Annotated in this window: 19 protein-coding genes; 9 read left to right on the top strand and 10 right to left on the bottom strand. The window is 69.9% G+C overall.

Translation table 11 applies throughout. The features are described 5' to 3' along the window. Positions 1-564 precede the first annotated feature (564 nt). Together BM085_RS41500 and BM085_RS45095 are read left to right on the top strand one after the other, a co-directional pair. Positions 565-1,731 carry an erythromycin esterase family protein gene (locus BM085_RS41500; RefSeq protein WP_093892217.1) on the top strand — a complete coding sequence of 389 codons (1,167 nt, stop codon included), beginning with the start codon at positions 565-567 and terminating at the stop codon, positions 1,729-1,731. A gap of 19 nt (positions 1,732-1,750) precedes the next feature. Next, positions 1,751-1,900, top strand: a complete 150-nt coding sequence (locus tag BM085_RS45095; protein ID WP_177245537.1) for a hypothetical protein — start codon at positions 1,751-1,753, stop codon at positions 1,898-1,900. Here BM085_RS45095 and BM085_RS41505 read toward each other — a convergent pair. The 3 genes from BM085_RS41505 to BM085_RS41515 all read right to left on the bottom strand — a co-directional run bounded on the left by BM085_RS41505 (position 1,897) and on the right by BM085_RS41515 (position 4,114). Next, entirely contained in the window at positions 1,897-2,709 is an 813-nt protein-coding gene (locus BM085_RS41505) for an aminoglycoside 3'-phosphotransferase (protein WP_093892218.1), read from the bottom strand. The genes BM085_RS45095 and BM085_RS41505 overlap by 4 nt on opposite strands. Positions 2,710-3,059: 350 nt before the next feature. Continuing rightward, on the bottom strand, positions 3,060-3,377 hold the full coding sequence (locus BM085_RS41510; protein WP_093892219.1) for a DMT family transporter: 318 nt from the start codon (positions 3,375-3,377) through the stop codon (positions 3,060-3,062). Positions 3,378-3,382: 5 nt separating this feature from the next. Next, positions 3,383-4,114: an SDR family NAD(P)-dependent oxidoreductase gene (locus BM085_RS41515; protein WP_093892220.1), complete on the bottom strand. Its 732-nt coding sequence runs from the start codon at positions 4,112-4,114 to the stop codon at positions 3,383-3,385. A gap of 84 nt (positions 4,115-4,198) precedes the next feature. Here BM085_RS41515 and BM085_RS41520 point away from each other — a divergent pair, with 84 nt between their 5' ends. After that, positions 4,199-4,780, top strand: coding sequence for a TetR/AcrR family transcriptional regulator (locus tag BM085_RS41520; RefSeq protein ID WP_245789996.1), 582 nt, complete (start codon positions 4,199-4,201; stop codon positions 4,778-4,780). 261 nt (positions 4,781-5,041) lie between these two features. Beyond that, a complete protein-coding gene (locus BM085_RS41525) occupies positions 5,042-5,995 on the top strand; it encodes a helix-turn-helix domain-containing protein (RefSeq protein WP_093892222.1) in 954 nt (317 codons plus the stop codon). A 65-nt stretch (positions 5,996-6,060) separates the two neighbouring features. Here the strand turns inward: BM085_RS41525 and BM085_RS41530 are convergent, their stop codons facing one another. The 5 genes from BM085_RS41530 to BM085_RS41550 form a co-directional block, all read right to left on the bottom strand. Further along, positions 6,061-9,822, bottom strand: a complete 3,762-nt coding sequence (locus BM085_RS41530) for a S8 family peptidase (RefSeq protein WP_093892223.1) — start codon at positions 9,820-9,822, stop codon at positions 6,061-6,063. A 299-nt stretch (positions 9,823-10,121) separates the two neighbouring features. Further along, positions 10,122-11,108 (bottom strand): hypothetical protein, encoded by a 987-nt coding sequence (locus BM085_RS41535; protein ID WP_143121322.1) that lies wholly within the window; start codon positions 11,106-11,108, stop codon positions 10,122-10,124. A gap of 501 nt (positions 11,109-11,609) precedes the next feature. Continuing rightward, positions 11,610-12,161, bottom strand: coding sequence for a SigE family RNA polymerase sigma factor (locus BM085_RS41540; protein WP_093892225.1), 552 nt, complete (start codon positions 12,159-12,161; stop codon positions 11,610-11,612). Positions 12,162-12,605: 444 nt separating this feature from the next. Then, positions 12,606-13,394, bottom strand: a complete 789-nt coding sequence (locus tag BM085_RS41545; protein WP_093892226.1) for an alpha/beta hydrolase — start codon at positions 13,392-13,394, stop codon at positions 12,606-12,608. Then, complete coding sequence (locus BM085_RS41550; RefSeq protein ID WP_218158981.1) at positions 13,373-13,756, bottom strand: acyl carrier protein; 384 nt, start codon at positions 13,754-13,756, stop codon at positions 13,373-13,375. The genes BM085_RS41545 and BM085_RS41550 overlap by 22 nt, the downstream gene beginning before the upstream one ends. Before the next feature lie 281 nt (positions 13,757-14,037). Here BM085_RS41550 and BM085_RS41555 point away from each other — a divergent pair, with 281 nt between their 5' ends. The 5 genes from BM085_RS41555 (at position 14,038) to BM085_RS41575 (ending at position 20,220) form a co-directional block, all read left to right on the top strand. After that, a complete protein-coding gene (locus BM085_RS41555) occupies positions 14,038-15,654 on the top strand; it encodes a benzoate-CoA ligase family protein (RefSeq protein ID WP_093892227.1) in 1,617 nt (538 codons plus the stop codon). 362 nt (positions 15,655-16,016) lie between these two features. Further along, entirely contained in the window at positions 16,017-16,874 is an 858-nt protein-coding gene (locus tag BM085_RS41560; RefSeq protein WP_245789997.1) for a tryptophan 2,3-dioxygenase, read from the top strand. After that, positions 16,871-18,082 (top strand): PLP-dependent aminotransferase family protein, encoded by a 1,212-nt coding sequence (locus BM085_RS41565; protein WP_093892229.1) that lies wholly within the window; start codon positions 16,871-16,873, stop codon positions 18,080-18,082. Before BM085_RS41560 ends, BM085_RS41565 begins: the two co-directional genes overlap by 4 nt. Positions 18,083-18,237: 155 nt before the next feature. After that, a complete protein-coding gene (locus BM085_RS41570) occupies positions 18,238-19,545 on the top strand; it encodes an acyltransferase family protein (protein WP_093892230.1) in 1,308 nt (435 codons plus the stop codon). Positions 19,546-19,683: 138 nt separating this feature from the next. After that, positions 19,684-20,220, top strand: coding sequence for a dihydrofolate reductase family protein (locus BM085_RS41575; RefSeq protein WP_093892231.1), 537 nt, complete (start codon positions 19,684-19,686; stop codon positions 20,218-20,220). Between the two features lie 339 nt (positions 20,221-20,559). Here the strand turns inward: BM085_RS41575 and BM085_RS41580 are convergent, their stop codons facing one another. Together BM085_RS41580 and BM085_RS41585 are read right to left on the bottom strand one after the other, a co-directional pair. Continuing rightward, on the bottom strand, positions 20,560-21,012 hold the full coding sequence (locus tag BM085_RS41580; RefSeq protein WP_031166583.1) for a YdeI/OmpD-associated family protein: 453 nt from the start codon (positions 21,010-21,012) through the stop codon (positions 20,560-20,562). A gap of 658 nt (positions 21,013-21,670) precedes the next feature. Continuing rightward, positions 21,671-21,967: enediyne antibiotic chromoprotein (locus BM085_RS41585; RefSeq protein WP_245789999.1), on the bottom strand; the 297-nt coding region annotated here is incomplete at its 5' end.

The raw sequence follows: 21,967 nt of genomic DNA on the forward strand, positions 1-21,967 counted from the left end.
ACTATCATTCGGTCCATGTCACCGTGATGGGAACCGAACCCCGATATCCGCAGAGGCCGGACCGTCGTCCACAGCCTTCACGCCCACGTGGTCTTCACGCCTATCTGCGGGGCGGGCACTTTTGGTCCCCGCCCTCCTTCGCCCTGCTTCGCCGCTTCATGCGGCGGCGCCCCGCCGTCGATCATCGAGGAGTACCTCGAGAACCAGAAACGGCCGGGCTGAGCAGCTCACGTGAACCAACTGTCACGGCACCGATCGGACCTGGAGGCCCTCCCGCGCTGTCGTTTCCTCCCGGGCGTAAACGCCCGGGGTTCCACGCCAGATCACGCTGAACGCTGCGAGCGGACCACGCGCACGGGCCTCGCCGGGGCTCCGCGCTCCGTGCGGTCCGCGCCCGGACCGCACGTCCTCGATGGCACCCCGGTCGACCGCCCGCATGATCGACCTGGCGCGTGCCGGGCCCACCGGCCTCGTGGATGCATCGACGATTGAAGGTTCATCGCGACGATAGCGGGGATTTCCGGGAAAAGTTTACACCGAGTGTTCAGAGATACCGTTGAAGGCATGGATATCAAGGACACGGCCCGGCCACTCGACGGCGCGGGCATCTCGGGGTTCCTCCGGTCGCTTCCCGCCAAGCCCCTGCTGCTCGGCCTGGGCGAGGCCAGGCACTTCGTGGGGGAACTGGGCGAGTTGCGCAACGAGATCTTCCGGCATCTGGTCGAGCACGAGGGCTACCGGTCGTTCGCCATCGAGAGCGACTGCCTCATGGGCCTCGTGGTCGACGACCACATCACGACGGGCGCGGGCACGCTCGACGACGTCATGGAACGCGGCTTCAGCCACGGCTTCGGCGAGTCCCCGGCCAACCGTAAGCTCGTGCGCTGGATGCGGGCCTACAACGAGGAGCATGACGAAAAGCTCCGGTTCTTCGGCTTCGACGGGCCGCTGGAGTATTGGGCGGCGAGCCCGCGCCAGGCGCTCACCGCTCTCCACGCCCTCCTCGACGGCCCGCTCCCGTGCACGCTGGAAACCCTCGACACGCTGCTCGGCCCGGACGACCGGTGGACGAACGAGGCCACGGTCATGGACCCGTCCCAGTCGATCGGCCAGTCCGCTGAGGCCCAGCAACTGCGGCTGATCGCCGACGACCTGGTGGCGCTGCTCGACACCCAGGCGCCGCGGCTGAGCGCGGAGGACAGGGAGCGGGCGGCACTGTACGGGCGCACCGCCGTTGGCCTGCTCCGCTACCACCACTGGATGGCCGACACGTCCCCGGCCCGGATAGCCAGGCTGTCGGGCCTGCGGGACGCGATGATGGCCGCCAACCTGCGTGCCGTCGCCGAGCACGGCCCGGCCTTGGTCTTCACCCACAACCTCCACCTGCAACGGAACAAGAGCCTCATGTCGTTCGGCGACCAGGCGCTGGAGTGGTGGAGCGCGGGGGCGATCGCCGAAACGCACCTGGGCGACCGGTACGCCTTCCTGGCCTCGGCCCTCGGCACGGTCGGCGACGACACCCCGCCCTCCGACACCGTCGAGGGCCTCCTGTCCACGCTCCCGTGGGACCACTCGCTCATCGACGCCCGCCGCCTGGCCGAGGCCATCACGGAGCCCGCCCCGCGCGTCTCCCACGATTTCGCCTATTTCCCGCTGGACCCGGCCCAGCTCGACATGATCGACGGCGTCGTCTTCCTCAGGCAGGCCGTCAGGCTGAAGAAGCTGGGGTGATGCCACGACTTTCGACCGGATGAAAACCCCTGCCCAGTCGGCCGCACTCGGCAAGTTCAAGGCCCGCCTGGCGCACCTGCGGGCGCTGGACGCGATCGGGCCGACCGAAGCGTGGCTTGCGGGCGTGCCACCGGGAAAGGTCGTGCACTTCGCCGGCTCAACCGGTTAGGCCATGTCCCAGAGCAGGCGGTAATAGGCGATGCGCTCCGGATCCGGGGTGATCCCGTAGGCGTCGTACAGGATGCCGTCGTAGCCCGGGCCGTAGTTCCACTCGGTGCTCCAGGCCGCGACCGCGAGGTCGGCCCACCGGTCGGCCACCCCGAGCGAACCGAGGTCGACGTGTGCGGCGAACGTGCCGTCGTCGTGCAGCAGGGTGTTGGGGACGCACGCGTCCCCGTGACAGACGACCAGGTGGTCGATCGTGGGCGGCTCGCCGATGCGCGCCCGGGCCCTGTCCAGATCGAGGTGCCGGTGCTCGGGGAACCAGTCGGCCGGCCCCTCTCCGTCGGCGATGCGCTCGTCGGCGCGCGCGAGCCGTCGATCGACGCTCCAGTCGAACGGGCACCGCTCCACGGGCAGAACGTCGTGGAGCAGGCGCAGTCCTCGGCCGATCGCGGCCGCCGCGGTCGCCGGGTCGGCGATCCATCGGGGGTCCACCGCCGAGCGGCCGGGGAGCGCTTCTGTGACCAGCCACGCGCCGTCGGCGTCCGTCCCGTGCTCGATGACTCGCGGGACGGTCGCCCATCGCCGCGCCCAGGCCAGGCGTTCGGCCTCGGCGGGGAGGTCGATCTCCGGGGTGCCGGCGGCGACCCATTTGGCATACCTGCCGCCGCCGCGCCCGTCCTCCAGGCGGAAGGTGAGGCCGCCGAGCTCGTTGCGCCACACCGGGGTGACGGTGTCGCCGCCGGCGAGCGCCGTGACGGCGTCGGGGACGGTCACGGGGTCGGTCGGGATCTCGGAGATGACGGGGCGGCTCATGGGGCAGGATCCTTCCAGGGGCGTCGCACCGGCGACAAATGGGTTTTCGCGGTGGCGGGGGCCCTGTCGGTGCGGACGAGGCTGCGTTGCCTCGACTGCGGGAAGACCTACCGTCGGAAATCTCGGAGGGAGCAGCCCGCATAAGCCCGAAACCCCCATCGAACTGAGTGGCGGCTCGTCACTGTGGGAGCTCCAGGCCGTGACGCAGCAGTGCGGGCTCCGGCCTGGGGCGAACAACGGCCTCCCGATGTTCTCCACCTGCGGAAACCAATCCAAGATTCACTCAATCTGGATTTTGGCTCATGTGGGTTGCCCTCTGAGAATCCCCGAGATCAGACGGCCCCGATCTTTCACCCGTCCAGGAGCTTGAGACCGATGACGCCGATCAAGATGAGCGCCAGGCAGGCCAGCCGGGCAGGTGCCGCGCTTTCGCCCAGGGCGGCGATGCCCACGACGGCGACTCCGAGCGCGCCCAGTCCGACCCAGACGGCGTACGCGGTGCCCATGGGCAGGGTCTTGAGCGCGAAGGTGAGCATGACGAAGCTCAAGACCGCCGTCGTCACCCCGATGAACGTCGGCCAGAGCCGGGTGAACCCGTCTGAGCGTTCGAGCGCGGTGGCCCAGACGATCTCCAGCACGGCCGCCACGAAGAGCAGAGCCCAGGCCATGGCGGTCAGGCCGTGGTGCCCGCGTCGACGGTGATGGCGGCGCCGGTGATGTTCCTGCCGCCCTCGCCCGCCAGATGGGCGACGGTGGCGGCGATGTCATCGGGGCTGCAGTAACGATCGAGGGCGGTATAGCGTCGCTCCTCCGCCGCTTCCGGGCTGTCGGCCGGGTTCATCTCGGTGTCGGTCGAACCGGGATGGACGAGATTGGCCGTGATCCCCCGCGGCCCCAGGTCCCTGGCCAGGCCCTTGGTCAGGCCGATCAGCGCGGACTTGCTCATCGCGTAGAGGGTCCACCCCGGGTACGGCACGCGCTCGACGAAACTACTGCCGACGCAGATGATCCGGCCACCCGGGCCCATGTGCCGGGCGGCTGCCTGAGCCAGCACGAAAGAGGCGCGGGCATGGATCGCGAGGGTGTTGTCGACCTCGGCGAGCGTCACCTCCTCCAGCGGTCCGAACGGGGCGATACCGGCGCTGCTGACCACGATGTCGATCCGCCCGAACTCGGCGACCGTACGCTCGACCACCGCGACCAGCGCACCGGCGTCGGCGGAATCCGCGGCCACGGCCAGCCCGCGGGCGCCGGCGGCCTCGATCTCCTTGACGACCGCCGCCGCCCGCTCCGCCGAGCGCACGTATGTGATCACCACGTCGGCGCCTTCGGCGGCCAGCCGCACGGCGATGGCGGCGCCGATCCCACGGCTCCCCCCGGTGACGAGCGCGACCCTGCGTGTCATGATGTCTCCCTCATACGGAATCAGTTCCGCTTAAACATAAACCGGAACTGATTCCGTTTGCAAGCCGTCCAGTACCCTGTGATCGTGAACGGCATCACGAGCCCGCGACGCGAGCGGGCCGACGCGGCGCGCAACCGGGTGAAGATCCTCACCGCCGCCGCCGGGATCGTCGCCACCCACGGCGTCGAGGGGCTGTCCATGGCGGAGGTGGCCACCGCCGCGGGAGTCGGCGTCGGCACGCTGTACCGCCGGTTCGGCGACCGCTCGGGGCTGGCCTACGCGCTCATCGACGAGCGGGAGCGCGAGTTCCAGGCGGCCTTCATCGAGGGTCCGCCACCACTCGGGCCCGGCGCCGAGGCGACGGCCCGCATCCGCGCCTTCCTGCACGCCCTGACCGACAGGACCGTGGAGCAGCTGGATCTGCTGCTGATGGCCGAGACGGCGGCCCCGCTCGCCCGCTTCGGCGGCGCCTACGACGGCTACCACGCCCACCTGTCGATGCTCATCGCCCAGGCCAGGCCCGGCGCCGACGCCTACGTCCTGGCCGACGCCCTGCTGGCCCCGCTGGCCGCCCCGCTGCTCGCGCACCGCCTGCGCGGCCGCGGGGTGACGGCCGAGCGCGTCAAGGCAGGGCTGGACGACCTGCTGGCCGCATTCACCACCTGAGCGTCTGGCGTTCCCCGGAGGCCGACAAGCTCGCCACCCACCACCGATCGGCCCTGACCATCGCCTGTCTACCGCTCCGGCTCAGATGATCCACGGAACAGCACCTAAGGCCCGGCCGGCCGGCGCGCCCGCCTGCCATCAACGGCATCGGCCCGGACGGAGAACGCGCACTCCTTGATCGCCTGGATGATCCCCGCGGCCGGACACGGGGCATAGTAGCCACGGGACAAATGATGCAATGTGGTCAGAAAGTGATTAAAGATGCTGAATAGGCTGGGGATCAGCGAGCAGGAGGAGACCGTCTACGTCGAACTCCTGCGATGTCACCGGATGACGGTCTCCGACATGGCCGAAGTGGTGGACATGCCGGTGGCGGCCGTGACAGCCGCCGTGGCCCGACTCGTCGCGCTCGGCCTGGCCACCCGCGACGACAGCGGGTTGCACATGGTCGTACCGCCCGACGTCGGGCTCGGCACGCTGATCGCGCAGCGGCAGGCCGCGCTGCAACAGGTGCAGGGCAGGTTGGCGGAGCTGGCGGAGGTCTACCGGATGGGAGCCGCCTCGCCCGCGGGTGAGATCGAGGCGCTCACCACACCGGAACAGCTCACCACCTGGGTCGACAACATGGAGCGCGGCGCCAGACGAGAGGTACTGGCCTTCTTCCGGCCTCCGTACGTGCTCGACGTCAACCTCGACGACTCCACCAACGCGCTGCCCACCTACCGTTACGTGTACGAACGCGCCGCTCTCGACGATCCGCGGGCGCCCGCCGAGATCGGCAGGTTCCTCAAGAGCGGGTACGAGATCAGGATCGCCGCCGAGCTGCCCAGCAAAATGATCATCGTGGACCAGGAGGCGGTGCTGCTGCCGATGCTGCTCGACCAGGCGAGCGTCCAACCGGGTTTCCTCCTGGTCCGGGGGCAGTCCCTGGTCCACCTGCTGGTGGCGCTCTTCGAGCGGGTCTGGCAGGCGGCGACGCCGTTGCGGCTCACCGCCACGAGTGTGACCGAGGGGGTTTCCGCATGGGACGACGTCGACGTGGCACTGCTGACGTACCTGCTGTCCGGCATGCCGGACAAGACGGTGGCCAGCCGGCTCGGCACCAGCGAGCGCACCGTGCAACGCAGGATCCGCCGGCTGATGAAGCTGGCCGGAGCCGACAGCCGCATGCAGCTGGCCTGGTACGCCGCCCGGTCCGGCATGATCCCCTCGTGAGGTGATCCGAACGGCGCCGGGGCGCCCCCTCCGCCGCGCGGAGGGAGGCGCCCCGGCCCGTCGGGTTACCGCCGCAACTGGTAGGCGCGGGTCACGGTCTGCAGGACGGTGTTGCCGCCGGCGTCGGTGGCCTGTGCCCGCAGCGAGACGAACCCGCCGGCCTTCGCGGACGCGGGGTTCCTGATCGTGCCGGTGAAGGCCGCGTCACCCTTGGCGGCGAGCCTCACCGGGTGCCAGGTGGTGCCGTCGTCGTAGGAAGTCCACAGCTTCGCCTCGGTGATCCGCGGGCCGGCCTCGCCCTTCTGGTACCGCAGGCCGAGCCCGACCTGGGTCGCGGAACGCGCCGAGGCGCTGTTGGCCTGGTCGACATCGAGGTCGTAGTCGACCGACAGGACCGGCAGCGGTGTACTGGCGCCGGCCTCCTCGGAGCGGAACGTCCAGTCGGTGTTCACCTTGGTGGAGGTGGTCCACCACGGCTGGTCCCGCTGCGCGTCGACCACCACGCGGTAGGCGGCGCGCTCCGGCACCATCGGGAAGGCGACGGCCGCCGACGGCGCGGATCCGAGCAGCTCACCGTTGCGGTACACCGTGGCCCGCTCCTTGTCGGTGAAGGCACGGCCCGTGATCCACTGGTTGGGCGCCGTGTCGAGCAGACCGCTCGCGATCACCATGCCGACGCCATTGGTCCGGACGGCCGACTTGTCCAGCCCGTTCGGCAGCGCCGTACGGACCACCGCCTTGTTCCAGTCTCGGGACACCCGCTGGCCGGCCTTGAGCACCGTCGGCGCGGTCTGCTGCCAGGCCTGGCCGGACTCCCATACGGTGCCGACCTGCATCGCCTCCCAGGTCTTCACGTCGGCCGTGACGTATTCGGTGCGGGCTCGCGGCAGGACGGTCCGGTTGGAGACCAGGTACGCCATGGTCTGCATCGGTGAGACCATCGGCCGGGCGTACCCGGCCTCCGTGCCGGGCGCCGAGGCGTGGAACGACGACTCGACCGTGGCCAGTTCGTTCGCGCGTACCCGGTACCGCTGGTCGGCGGGGATGCCGCCCTGCCGATACTTGAGCAGTTCGTAGGCGTACGGGCTCACCGCCGTGCCCGTGAGCTCGACCTTGGCCCTGCCATGGGTCGCCGACTCCGCCAGCCGGGCACCCTGCGCGCCCGAGAGGGTCATCGCCGGGATCTTGGTCGCCGTCGTGCTCCAGTTGTCGGCACCCCAGTCGCCGGGGTTGTCGTTGTAGACGACGACCGCGCCGGCGCCGGCCGCCGCGGCGTTGTCGACCTGCTGTTGCGGGGTGAGGCCGGGGCTGCGCTTCACCAGCGCGAGCCTGCCCTGGACCGCCTGCCCGGCGTAGTCCTGCGGCCGGCCGGTGCCGGCGTTCACCGCCGGCAGTACCCGCGTGCCGTCGATGCGCGCCGAGCCGGCCCTGCCCCGGAAGTACGCCGGCTCGATCGGTCCTCCGCCGTGGCCGACGACCCGCGCCCGGAGTTCCGGCGCGCTGAGCGACCATCCGACGCGCGACTCGAAGTGGTCGCTCGTGATCTGCGACGGGATGGAGTACACCTTCGTCTCGCCGTTCATCCACTGCTCGACGCCGTACGCGTTCGTGGCGGTCGAGTTCCGCATGGCCAGGCCCAGCCGGATCCTGTCCGTCTGCTTCGGCTTCGGGGTGTCGACGGTGACCGGGCCGGCCTTGCCGCCGTCGAACGTGATGGTCCGGTCGGAGTCGATGAGGGTGCCCGGCTCACCGCCGTAGGTGTACTCCCAGACGCGGTTCCCGTCGGCGCTGTAGTGGAAGATCTCCGCCATGAAGGCGTGCTCGCCGCGGGGCAGCCGCGCCACGACGGTGCCGTCCTCCCCGGGCACGTGCATGTCCGGCAGGCCGAGCTTCCCCAGAACGAAGTCGTGGACGACGGCGACGCCGGTCGTCGGCTTGCCGTCCCGGTCGAGCACCTTGAGGGTGACGTCGAAGCGCTCCACGTCCCTGACGAAACCGACCGCCGTCGTCACGGCCGTCTGGCCGTCGGCCGAGGCGGCGGTGACGTGCGCGCCGTGCGCGCCCGCCGCCGTGGCGGCCGTGTCGACGGTGACGCTCGCCGCGGCGGTGCCGTGAGCGGGCACGGTCACCGTTTCGGCGCCGAGGGTCAGCGCCCCGGCCGGCAGGTCCTCGCCCGCGCCCTTGGCCGACAGCGTGAGGGTGACAGGCTGGTCGCCGTCGTTGACGTAGTCGATCTGCTTGGTGGCCGGACCGCTGCCGGAGTCCCAGTCCGCGAGGCCGAAGTCGATCACTCCCGGCCCGGAGACCGGCTGCCGGACGGCGCGGCTCACGTCTACGCGGCCGGCGCCCTGGGCGTGCACCGGTGTGTCGGACGTGGTCTTCGCCGTGCTGATGAGCTGGCTCTTCAGCCGCGCGGCGGTCCAGTCCGGGTGCTCCTGGGCGAGGATCGCGGCCGCGCCGGCCACATGCGGGGTGGCCATGGAGGTACCACTCGCGGTGGTGTACGTACCGTCCACCGGCGTGCCCATCGAGGTGCCGGTCGCACGGGCGGCCACGATCTTGAAGCCGGGGGCGGTGATCTCCGGCTTGAGCGCGCCGTCGCCCCCGCGGGGACCGCGGCTGGAGAAGTCGGTGATCGCGTCGGCGGAGTCGACCGCGCCGACGGTCAGGGCCGCGTCGGCCGCGCCGGGTGAGCCCACCGTGGTCGCCCCCGGCCCGCTGTTCCCCGCGGCGATGGTGAACAGCACGCCGGTCTCGGCGGTCAGCTCGTTGACCGCCATCGCCATCGGATCGGTGCCGTCGGCGCCCTCCTGGCCGCCGAGGCTCATCGAGACGACCTTCGCGCCCGAGTGGGCGGCCCAGGTCATCCCGTCGAGGATCCACGACTCCATGCCGCCGCCCTCGTCGGCGAGCACCTTGCCCACAAGGAGCTTGGCGCCGGGCGCCACGCCCTTGTACTTGCCGCCGGACGCCGCGCCGGAGCCGGCGATCGTGGAGGCGACATGCGTACCGTGGCCGTGACCGTCCTGCACCGCCTCGTCCGGGACGAAGCTGCGGCTGTCGGCGATCCTGTCGACGAGGTCGGGATGCTTGGAGTCCACGCCGGTGTCCAGCACCGCGACCTTGACGCCGGTGCCGTCGTATCCGGCGGCCCAGGCCTCGGGTGCGCCGATCTGCGGCACGCTCTTGTCGAGCAGTGCCTTCACCTTGCCGTCCAGCCAGAGCCGCTGGATGCCGCCCGAGAGCCGGGCCTTGGGGGTACCCGCCTTGGCGGTGTCGTCGTCGACGGCCTCCCAGAACGTGTCGCCCTGCTTCTTGTCCGCGGTGACGGCGGCTCCGCGGACACCCGGCAGGCTCCGCGTGATCCGGGCGCCGTCGGGCGCGCTCGGCTCACCGGCCTTTTTGGCGGCGTTCTCCGGGTAGCGCACGATCATCGGGATCGACTCGCTGTGCGCGTCGTCGTAGCCCTGGGCGATCAGCTGGGTGACGTTGAACAGTCGCCTGTCCACCTGGCCGGAGCCGACGAGCAGCTCGGCCTCCTTCGGCATCACGTACACGTCGGTGCCGACCGTGAAGGTACGGATGTCGCCGGCCGGGCGGTTGTACGGGGTCACGTCGACCGAGACGGTCTTGCCCGCCTGGCTGGTCACCGTGACCTGGTCGCCGGTGATGAGGGTGACCCGCGCGGTGGTGGTCGTCGGCGCCGGTATGCCGGTGACCCCGGTGACGGGGGCCGGCGAATCGCCGTGCGCGCTTCCGGTGCCGGCCGCGACAACCGCGACGGCGAGGGCGGCACTGAGCAGTGCCGTTCCAGGTCTGATGGGCATTGGGGGGCTCTCCTTCTGCCGGCAGGGGGGTGACGCCGGCAGAACGAAGCTTCGTCAAGGAGAGATCGGCGGCGCTACGACTGCGCCTGGCGGACAGTGGACATGTCAGATCGTCGCCACCTTCCGGTCCGCACGCGGCGTTCGGCGCTCCACGGGACAGAACCCGGGGAGACCGGCGCCTTCCGAGCGGCCGGCCCGCCCCCAGGGGTCCGGCTGAGCACCGGCCGGGCCGAGCACGTCAGGATGCGCGGCCGGCCCGTCCTCAGGGGTCCGGCGCTTGCCGCAAGAGCGGCGCGTCCTCAGGGAACGGGGCACGGAAGCGTCGTGCCGGGCGGCACGGTCCGGTAACAGGCCGCGCCGGGGCACACCACCTTCACCGGGTCGTCGAATGCCCCGAAGCCGACGAGGACCGGTTCGTGCCCGAACCGGCGGGAGGCGATGTCGGCCCAGCCAAGCGCTCCGTCCCGGGTGACGGGCTCGTCGGCCACCGACGGATCCGCGTCGACGGCCGAGCGCTCAAGGTAGGCCAGGTAGTCGGCCTCACGGTGCCACACCGTCAGGCGGCGCAGGGAGTCGGCCACCGGAAGCGTGTTCCAGGGCTGTGCCCGTGCCGCCACCGCGCGCAGGAACGCCTCGCCGACCGCCGCCTTCACCGACCGGGCGGCGGCGGTGGCTATCGTGGTCCCCTCTCCGCTGACGCCGACGACGGCGATCTGGAAATCGGGGCCGGGAAGCACGAACACCGACACCCACAGCCCGAGAGCGGACACCGCGGACGCGACACTCTCGGGAATCAGCCTCTCCAGGTGCTCGGAGACCCTCAGGAGCGGCATCCGAGGGCTCGCCCACCAGCGTGTGACCACGTCATGGGCGAGAAGGTCGGCGATCGCGCCGGAGGCGCCGTCGGGGCGGTCGTCAACCACGCCGACCACGGTGGGCTCCACCCGGCAGTCCCGTTCGCCCATCCATACGACCTCGGCCGGGAGGAGGTAGCGCTCCCGGCTCAGCAGGCCGACGCCGGCGACGCTCGAACGACGGTCGGCGGGGGGTTCCGGCATGAAGTCGGCCAGGCACAGCTCTCTGCCGTCGTCGCCGCTACAGGGGCGCGCGACACCGTCGGGAATCCGGTACAGGGCGTCCATGGCGGTGGCCCGCAACTCCGCCCTGGTCATCGCGGCGTCCGGGGAGAAACCCGCCGCGACGGTGACGACCCCGGACACCGGCCGTTGCGCGTACGCGAGATGGACCTCCCCCCCAAGGCACTCGGCGACTCCCTCCAGAGCCACCGGCGACCACGACGCCCCTGAAACCGCTGACCGAGAGCTTCCAGGTGTGGGCGCCATCAGTCCCTCCTCGCCACGCGTCCCGGCCCCCTGAGGGCCCATGGTGAAGCCCTCCGGCCCACGGCCACCTGCCGCCGCCGGAAGGGTCCTGCCATTAGCGAGGGCCGCGAGCCGGGCTTCCCCGGCATCCAGCACCTCAATTCGTGTCGTAGATCACACATGGTGCTGACACAAGACCAATACAACACGCCTGCGGCGGGGAGCGTCAACGCGAAAACAACTATGCAGCAATTTGGAAGAAGAGACATCGCGGACGGCACGGAATCGTCGGCCCGATGGCGGCGGAGAATATTCTCCGATCCCGGCCGCGGAACGGTTTGGCGGATATCTTTATAACACGCCGGCAGGCTCTCGAATAAGTCGTTCCGGCTTTTCCGAAAAACATCGGATAATTTTTCCGGAGATTCAGTGGAGCGACCCGCCGCCGCCGGGAGGCACCCCGGCCTACCCTCTCGGCCCGTCCCCCCGCGGCGCCGGAACCGGCCCGCCCGCCGGGCCGTACGCCTCGGTCTGGAGCACCGAGCGGAGGATGTCCAGGGCGCGCACCGTCTGGCTGCGCACCGTCGAGCCCACGCTCCCCATCACCCGCGCGGTCTCCTCCACGCTGCGGTCCTCCCAGTAGCGCAGGACCACCGCGGCCCGCTGACGCGGCCCGAGAACGGCCAGGGCACGCATCAGGACCAGCCGGTCCCCCAGGAGCGCGTACGGATCCGGCGCCGCGGCCGGCTCGGGAAGCACTCCCGGCAGCGCCTCACGCGACCACCGGCGGGACCGGCGATCACTGATGATCATCCGGATCATGACCGTGCGAGCGTAACCGGCGATCCTGTCGCGGCGCTCAAGGCTGTCCCACCGCCGGTGAAGGGCGATCAGCGTCCGCTGCACCAGATCGTCGGCCTCGTACCAGTCGGACGAGAGCAGAAAGGCGGTCCGCCGCAGCGCCGGCCTGGCTTCCTTGACATAACGCGAGAACTCGTCCTCACGGGCCACGGCCATCCGCTCACACCCCGTCACAACGAATGGACCCCACCGTCAGCGGCGTGAAATCCTGGAAAAGACACTCGACAACAGACCGACGACATATCGATCGCGTTGAGCCGACGCCATCAGAATTGGCCGACGCGTTACCGGCGACAACCCCTATTCATTCGGCCGGGTCGCCCTTACCCGGATCGGGAGAACCCCGGAAAGCGTGCGGGAATCGCCGCCGGATCAGCGTGGAGACGTGCCTCGGCGGACGCGCCGGGCACCTGACCACACCCCGGCCGGTTCCCGTCCATCCCGTGGAGAGCCCTCATCGCCTCGCGGCGTCCCGTCCCCCTCGTGCGGCGCGGGTCCGAACGGTCGCCACCGGCTGCTCAACCTCGTGCGACGCGGGTCCGGACGGTCGCCACCGGCTACTCAACCTCGTGCGACGCGGGTCCGGGCGGTCGCCACCGGCTACTCGACCCGGCCGCCGGGTCCCACGATCGACCTGATCGCCTCGACCACCGACGGCCATCCCGGCGAGAGCGGATCGATCAACTCGAAGTGATCCAGTCCTTCCAGCTCCACCAGCGTGGCGGACCTCTCCCGCTCGGCGAAGCGGCGGCTGATCTCGATGGGGACCTGGGCGTCCTCGGTGCCGTGCACGAGGACGAGGCGGCCGCGATCGTAGGGCAGCAGGCGGATCGGGTCCGTCTCGGGCAGCAGGGCGAGGCGGCCGTCCAGCAGGTCGGAGCAGGCGCCGCCGCCGATGCCGGCGTCGATGCCCCAGCCCAGGTCGGAGATGCCGGCCAGCGGCACCACGCCCTGGATCTTCAGGCTCGCGTGCCAGGGTGAGGTGACGGGCAACCGGTGACGCAGCGCCGACCAGAGGGCGAGATGCCCGCCGGCCGAGTGGCCGAGGAGGACGACGCCTCCCGCTGCCGGGAGGTCACCCATGATCGCGTCGACGGCGGCTGCCACGTCGTCGAACGTGCCCGGATAGCCACCGCCAGGCTGGCCGAGCCTGCGGTATTCGGGAGTGCACACGACATACCCGCGGCCCGCCAGATCGTCCGCCATGGGGCGGGTGTGGACCCGGTCGTACTTCGCCCGCCAGAACCCCCCGTGCAGCAGGATGACGACGGGCGCGTCCGGCTCGCTCGTGGCGGACCGCACATCGATGATCTGCTCGGGATCGTCCCCGTAGCCGATGACGCGGTCAGGAGGCATGGCCGGACGGGTCAGCACGTCGGGGAGAGCCATGCGGAGATCGTACTGCCCCCGTACGGCCACGGGCGAGCGGCCTGCCCCGCCGCCACGACGTGGCGCGTGAAGGCGTCCAGGCGGGGGTGACCGTACAGGTCACCGGCCTTGACCCGGATGCCGAGGTCGTCCTCGATGCGGGCGACGATCCGGACCGCGGCGATCGCCCGGCCGCCCAGCTCCCGGAACGTCGCGTCCGTCTCGCCGCCGGAGAGACCGAGCGCGCTCTTCCAGATCTCCTCGACCCGCTCGCCCGTCTCCCGGGGACTCAGTGCCCGCCCGGCGGGCCCGCCGTACGCGTGGGGACAGGCGAGCGGCGCCGCCGGGGCTCCGGAGGGGCCGCCCAGTGAGGCCATGCACATCGGGCCACCTCCCTCTCGAACCGGCACGGGTTGCCCCTCAAGCCTAAGAACCCGGAGGGAATCCGCCGTCTTCCACATTGCCGGACCTCCGGCGTGAACGGCCGTGAAATCCCGGCCCCCGCTCCCACCCGTCGCGCGGCGGAACGTCCGGCATCCGGATGGCAGGAAGTTGTCATCGGCGGCCAACTTGCTGCCTCCGTTTCGCCTGGTCCGGCGGCTCCGCGGCGCGCACCGTTGATTGTGCGAGGACAAATCGACATTCGAGAAAAAGGTTTAAGAAAATGACGATTCTAGCCACCTTGCCGATCATTTCCCCCTTCGAAAGCCAGATCGACCACCCCGAATTCAACATCGCCGAATACTTCCTCGACCGGAACATCGGCGACAGGACCGCACTGATCACCGGCGCCGGCCACACGACCTACGCCGAACTGACGGCGCTGGCCAACCGGGTGGGCAACGCGCTGCACGCGCTGGGAGTGCGGCAGGGCGACCGGGTGCTGATCGCGCTGAGCGACGGGGCCGAGTCCGTCGCGACCTGGTACGGCACGCAGAAGATCGGCGCCGTCACCGCCGAGGTCTACACGTATCTGCAGCCGAAGGACTACCGCTACTACGTGGACTACGCGTCGCCGGCGATCGTCGTGGCGGACGCGGTCACCCTGGACCGGCTGCGCGAGGCGGGGGTGCGGAAGCTGCTGGTGGTCGGGGTGCCGCCGCACGACCTGCGCGACGGCGAGCACCACTTCGAGACCCTGGTCGCGGCGCAGCCGCCCGAGCTCGATCCCGCCCCGACGACGCGCGACGACGTCGCGATCTGGAAGTTCACCACGGGCAGCACCGGTGCGCCCAAGGCCTGCGTGCTGCCCGCGCGGAGCCCGCTGCTGAGCTTCGAGGGGTACGCCCGCGGCGTGCTGGACATCCGGCCGGACGACATCGTGCTGCCGGTTCCCAAGTTGTTCTTCGGTTACTCCCGCGACCTGACCGCGCTGTTCCCGTTCGGCGTGGGCGCGGCCGGCATCGCGTTCCCGGAACGCAGCACGGCGGACAAGATCTTCGAGCTGATCGCGAAGCACCGGCCGACGATCCTGGTGAACGTGCCGACCATGATGAGCGCCATGGTCGCCCATCCGGAGGCGGCCGACCAGGACCTGAGCTCGCTGCGGCTGTGCACGTCGGCCGGTGAGGCCCTGCCCGCGGAGTTGCACCGCAAGTGGATGGACACCTTCGGCGTGGAGGTCATCGACGGGATCGGCTCATCCGAGGCCTACCACATCTACCTGTCCAACCGGCCCGGCCGGTCCCGGACCGGCAGCCTCGGCCAGGTGGTTGCCGGGTACAGCGCGCGGGTGGTCGACCGGGACGGCGCGGCCGTGCCGGACGGCGAGGTCGGGGTCCTGGAGGTCACCGGCGAGGCGGTGGCGCTGGAGTACTGGCAGGAGCCCGAGAAGTCGGCCGAGACGTTCACCGCCGAGCACACGGTGCGCTCGGGTGACCTGGTCACCCGGGACGCCGAGGGCTTCTTCTACTACCGGGGCCGGGCGGACGACCTGCTGAAGGTCGGCGGCATCTGGGTGGCGCCCGCGGAGATCGAGAACTGCCTGATGGCGCATCCGTCCGTGGTGGAGTGCGCTCTGGTCGGCTACCAGGTGGCGGGGCTGACCCGGCCACGCGCCTACGTCGTGTCCGACGGCGAGGTGACGGCGGCGGAGTTGCAGTCCTTCGTGCGGTCGAGGCTGGCCCCGCAGAAGTATCCGCGGGACGTCCAGTTCGTCGACAGGCTTCCCCACACCGCGTCCGGCAAGCTGGACCGCCGGGCCCTGGAGGAGATGTCCCGCGGCCTCTCCCACCAGCCCCACCAGGACATCCACCCGCGCAAGCTGGCCGAAGCCGCATGACGGCGCGGCGGCCGGCTCCGATGCCCCCCGGCTACGGTCACAGCACCAGACCGCCCGCGACGCGTCTCCCGCGATGCCCTACGGGGAACCGGGGCCGGATTCAGCGCACGGCCCCGGGAATTGCATCCGCTTTGATAACGACTGCCCTTTTTCTCTCATATTGCTGATCCTACCCTTATTTCGGTAATCTCTTTTTTGTGGGGTGTCATCCGCCGTAGCCTGACGCTATGGAATGACGGCGTGTTTCTCAACGGCCCTGAACGCCATCGCCGCGGCTTCCACGCGAAGCCGCCACCTGCGCGGCCGGGGCCCCGGGGGGGGATCCCCGGCGGTGCTGCCGTGCGGGGGCCGCGCTTGTTTCCATGTGCCGTACATCGCGTTCACACCGGCCGCGATGCCTGCCTTTTGTGGAGGTTGATGAAGCCGTGATCGTCGACCACTCCCCCGTTTTGACGTACTCCTCGTACCTGGCGCTGGATGAGATCCTGACGGCCCAGCGGCCGCACTCGGACGAGCATGAAGAGATGCTGTTCATTGTCGTCCACCAGGTGCACGAACTGTGGTTCAAACAATTGCTGCACGAGTTCGCCGGCCTGCAGCGACAGCTGGCCCTCGGCGACAGCGCGCACGTCCTTCACTCCTTGCGCCGGTCACTGGGCATTCTGAAATCCGTGATCACCCAGATCGACGTCCTGGAGACCATGACCCCTTCCCAGTTCACCAGCTTCCGGGGCAGCCTGGGCACCGCGAGCGGTTTCCAGTCCGCGCAGTTCCGTGAGATCGAGGCGGTGCTGGGGCGGCGCGATCACCGGGCGTTCGAGCGCTATCTGGAGGGGAGCGGTGAGCGCTACCGGATCGAGTCGGCGATGAACCGGCCCACCCTCTTCGACTCCTTCCTCGGCTACCTCGTGGTCCATGGCTACCCGGTGCCGCACGACCTGCTGTATCGGGACGTGTCGCTGCCGATGGAGCCGTCGGTGGAGTTGCAGGGCGTATTGTTGCAGGTCTACCACGACGACGATGTCGCGGCGGAGGTCTGCGAGGGGCTCGTGGATCTCGACCAGCGCATCCAGGAGTGGCGCTACCGGCACGGGAAGATGGTGGAGCGGATCATCGGCGACAAGTCCGGCACCGGCGGTTCCTCCGGAGCCGCCTACCTGCGCGCGACCCTGTCCACACCGATGTTCCCCGACCTGTGGACCGTACGGGGCCGGCTGTGACCGACCTGTCGCCGTGGCTCGCGCCGCACTACTCGAAGTTCCACGTGTCGCGGCGCCTGCTGCTGTCCGGCCACTCGCACCAGGCGTGGCCGGACGTCGCGCTGGCCGGTCAGCTCGACGCGTTCCACGATGCCGCCCTCGAAGTGGACGACAAGTGGGGCAAGGCCTTCGACAAGGCCGAGCGGGTCCGGGACGGCTTCCGCCTGTTCCTCAGCGACCCGTCCGCCGAGCTCGCCCTCGGCGGCAGCACGCATGAACTCGTGCTGCGTTTCCTGTCGGCCCTGAACCTGCGGGACCGGCCCCGGCTGGTCACCTCCGACGGGGAGTTCCACACCCTGCGGCGGCAGCTCGCCCGGCTGGCCGAGGAAGGCGTCGAGGTCGTCAGGGTCGCCGCCGAGCCCGCCGACACGCTCGCCGCGCGCATGGCCGACGCCGTCGACGACCGGACCGCCGCCGTCCTGGTGTCGGCTGTGCTGTTCGAGACCTCCCGGATCGTTCCCGGGCTCGACGCGCTCGCCCGGACCTGCCGGCGGCGGGGCGTGGAGCTGCTGATCGACGCCTACCACGCCCTGGGCGCCGTGCCGTTCCCGACGGCCGGGATCGAGACGGCGTGGGTCGTCGGGGGCGGCTACAAGTATCTCCAGCTCGGTGAGGGCAACTGCTTCCTGCGGATGCCCGAGCACGCCCGCACGCTGCGGCCGGTGATCACCGGCTGGTTCGCGGAGTTCGCCGAGCTGGCCGGCGACCATCGCGCGGGATCCGTCGGCTATCCGGCCGGCGCCGCGCGTTTCGCGGGGTCCACCTACGACCCCACGAGTCACTACCGTGCCGCCCGCGTCTTCGACTTCTTCGCCGAGCACGGCCTGACCCCGGAATTCCTCCGCCAGGTCTCGTTGCGCCAGGTGAGCCTGCTGGCCGAGCGCTTCGACGCGCTCGACGCGCCCGACCGCCTGATCACCCGCGACCGTCGGGGTTCACGCGAGGAGTACGGCGGGTTCCTCGCGCTGCGGTCACCCCACGCCGCCCGCCTGCAGGCCGGCCTGGCGGCGCGGGGCGTGCGGACCGACAGCCGCGGGGAGTATCTGCGGTTCGGTCCCGCGCCCTACCTGTCCGACGCGCAGCTCGTGACCGCCATGGACCTGCTCGGCGCGGAGCTCTCCGACCTGGGCGCCCCGACCGGCCCCGAGGCCGCGCCGACACATCCGTAACCTGCGCCGACGGCACCGGCGGCCCTTCCGCATGCGCCCGTACGGCGCGCCGCGCCGCCATGCCGGCACACCATCAATTCCGCAATACAGGAGATGCCGGAGAAAGCGCTCGGGTCAACACTAGGCACGTCAAATGATTCAGAAAGGAGCATGCTATGGCGACACCCGCGCGTGGGCCCAGCGTGAAGACACCAGATAAGAAACGTATCGCGTCGCTCGACGGGATACGCGGCGTGTGCGCGATGATCGTTGTCACCACCCACGTCGCTTTCTCCACATTCGTTCTCCCGTCCTCCGCGGGCCCGCCCACCGAGGGAATCTGGTCCATTCTCTGGGCGGGGCAGGTAGGCGCGATCGGGCCCTTCTTCATCATGTCCGGCCTGTTCCTCTACCGGCCGTTCGCCCGCGCCACCCTGGCCGGCACCCCGCAGCCCAGGCTGGGGATCTACTTCGTGAGGCGCGCCTCACGGCTCCTGCCGGCCTTCTGGGTGCTGTGCGCGTTCAGCCTGATCGTGCTCAACCTCTCCAGCATCACCGGGGTCTGGGACGTGCTGCGGCCGTTCCTGCTGATGCACATCTACGACTTCCACTGGTACGCCGGTCTCGACGTGGCGTGGACCGTACCGGCGGAGACCCAGTTCTACGTCGCGCTGCCGATCATCGCCTGGGTCATGCACCGCCTCGCGCGCGGTGTCGCCGATCCGGCGCGGAAGGCGCGCCGGATGCTGATCCCGCTCGGCCTCCTCGTGGTGGTCCAGCTCGGGTGGGCTCTCTACATAAACTCGAGCTTCGGCCCCTGGCCGCCGCAGTTCTTCTACCCGTTCGGCGTGTCCGGCCTGTTCGCCATCGGCATGGCGATGGCGGTGTGGTCGGTCCTCACCGAGGTGTCCCCGGACAAGGCGCCCAAGTTCTTCAGCTGGGCGACCAGGCGGCCGAACCTGTTCTGGCTCGCGGCGCTGGTGCCCTATGTCATCAACTGCGCCCAGCCCTTCTCCATCCCGGGCACGGCCGACTGGCTCTCGCCGGAGGCCGCGGTCATCCGCTCCGCGCTGATGCTCATCTTCTCCTTCCTGGTCATGGTGCCGCTGGTCGTGCCGGGCGCGTCCTCGCGGTTGATGGAGGTCTCGCTGGGCAACTGGCCGCTGCGCTTCCTCGGGCGCATCTCCTACGGCCTCTACCTCTGGCACTTCGCCGTCATGTATCTCGTGTTCCAGAGCGGGAGCATCTTCGGCGAGACTGTCCCCGTGCAGGCCCTGCTGGGCAAGTTCGGTTTCTGGGAGCTGCTGATTCCCACGGTGGTGGGCACCATCGTGATCGCGACGATCAGCTACTACGTCCTCGAACGTCCGATCCTCAAACTCACCGACCGGCTTGGCAAGAAAAAGACCGCACCGAGCGTCGCCACCTCCGAAGCCGGAAAGCCGGCGCCGGAGTTCACCTCAAGCGGGGCCGGGCGACCGTAGAACAATGTGACCTGCACCATTAGGCATAAAACCAATGATCAACCCGGGAAACCGGGTTGATCATTGGCGTGAACGGGTAGCCCAGCACAGCCGCGCCGGTCCGGCTCCGGACCGAAAAAAGGACAGGAGATCTGATTCATGAGGAAAGTCGTTCTATTAATGCATGTCTCGCTTGACGGATTTGTCGGGCGGTTGGACGGAGATCTGCAATGGATCTTCCCGGACATGGACGACGACCTCACGCAATGGACCATCGACTCGCTGAGCCGGATGGACACGCACGTTCTCGGCCGCGTCAACTACGAAGAACAGTCGGGGCACTGGCCGTACTCGACCGACCGGCTCGCCCCTCTGATCAACAACGCGGCCAAAGTCGTTTTCTCCAGGACACTGGAGAAGGTCGAGTGGAACAACTCAAGGCTGGCGACAGGTGACGTCGCCGAAGAGATCTCGCAGCTGAAGCAGCGGCCCGGCACGGACATCTTCGTGCCCGGCGGTGCGAGGTTCGCGCAGTCGGTGTCGAGGCTGGGACTCGTCGACGAGTATCGGCTCATCGTCCATCCCCGCGTGCTGGGCAGCGGGCTGCCCCTGTTCACCGATCCGATCGATCTGAAACTCCTGAGCTCCAGGGAGTTCTCCACCGGCGCCGTCGCCCTGACCTACCGGCGCGCGTGACCTCACGGCCGACGCCACGGTGATCCAGGCCCCGGATGGGCCGTCCGCAGGCACCGCCCGGTCCTGAGCCGCCGGCCGGACCCCTCCGTCGCTCTCGTGCGACGGTCCGCCCGCTCCGGCCGGGCCCTCCATGTCGGCAGGCCTCCGCGCGTCTCAGCGCCCCGTGCCCTTCGGCCCGTGGAACGCGACGAGAGTGCTCGCCCGGACCCGCGGAGCGCGATGAGAGCGCCTGTCCGCAAGGGACGCGGACCCACCGGAAGGGCGGCCCCCGGGTGCGCGCACCCGGCCCGGCCTGCCGTACCACCGGTGCGATCCTGCGTCCCGTCGTCTACCGCGCGCTCAGCGCCGGGTACGGCCCTCTCGCAGCATGGTGACCGTCTCCTCGAGACGGCGCTGCCGGGTCTCGGCCTTCTTCGCGCTCTCGACCCAGGTCGCGAACGACAGCCTCTGGGTGTAGGACAGGCCGTCGAAGAACCGCTTGGCGTCCGCCTCGCCGTCGAGCGCCTCCGTGAGGTCGGGCGGCAGCGTCACCTCGCGAGGCTGGGTGTCGAGCTCGATCTCGACGTCCACCTCCTCGCCGCCGGCGACGCCCGCGCCCTTGCGGTGATCGGCGTTGATGGGAAGCATGTACCCCCCTCCCATCGGCGCCACGCTGCTGCGGTAGGTGTAACCGTTGATCGTGACCTGGACCCGCGGCCGCTTGTTCGACCCGAGGCTCTCGATGACCTCCTGCGGAACTTGGATGCCGGTTGTGGTCTTTCCGCTGAGTATGACTACCGTGCGAAATTTCATAGAAAACTAGGTCCTTTCACTTCTTACAGTTGAGTGCGAAACTTTCCGGGCACAAGGGCCTTCCACAGGAAGCGCCCCTGGCCGGCGTCGGAGTTCGCGGCGGATGATCGTTGTCTCACCTCCCGCCCGATGCGCGTCCCTTCAAGGAAGGGTCCCAGCAGGCCCGGGCAACCTGGGCGACCGCCACGCGCGCTCACGGTCGCGCAGCGGTCCTGTACGGCGGGGACGGCAGCCGGGGGGCTCGCGTGCGGCACTGCCTGATCGCGCATTCATCGCCTCCCCGGAGGCTTACCGCTCACGGACAGAGAACCGGGCGACGCGCATTCGACGCCGAACACGCCGGACGGTGACATCATCACGCGCGGTCGAGAGGCGGCGCATCTTCCAAAATGCGGAATCTACGGACACCCGGAGCCCGGCCACTCCCGCCGGCGCAGGCCGGGGCCGGGGCCGCTTCCCGTAAGGAATGGGGCTCGCAGTCATGTCACATGGGAAATGCCTGTGCCGGACCGTGGGGGGCGGTCCGGCACAGGTGGTCGGGGGGGCGGGGGTCGGGTTGGCGGGTTGGCGGGTTGGGGTCAGGTGGGTGGGTGGTTGGGGTCAGGTGGGTGGGTGGGGTCAGGTGGGTGGTTGGGGTCAGGTGGTTGTGGTGGTGGGGTTAGAAGGACAGGGGGGTGGTTCCGCCGTCGAAGGCGTTGTTGAAGACGGCGATGACGGTGGGGGTGGTGGCGGTGTTGATGGGCCAGGTGGTGCCGTCGGCGGCGCTGCCGGTGAAGGCGGTGCGGACGGTGAGGGTTTTGCTGAGGGTGCCGGTGGCGGAGGCGGTGACGTCGACGTTGGTGGCGGCGTTGCAGGCGAAGGCGTCGGGGCGGACGGCGGCGCACTGGCCGAGGTGGTAGACGCTGCCGGGCTGTAGGCCGGTGGCGGTGATGGTGACGGTGGTGTTGTCGGTCAG

The sequence above is a fragment of the Streptosporangium canum genome (genome assembly GCF_900113865.1).
GTDB classification, from domain to species: domain Bacteria; phylum Actinomycetota; class Actinomycetes; order Streptosporangiales; family Streptosporangiaceae; genus Streptosporangium; species Streptosporangium canum.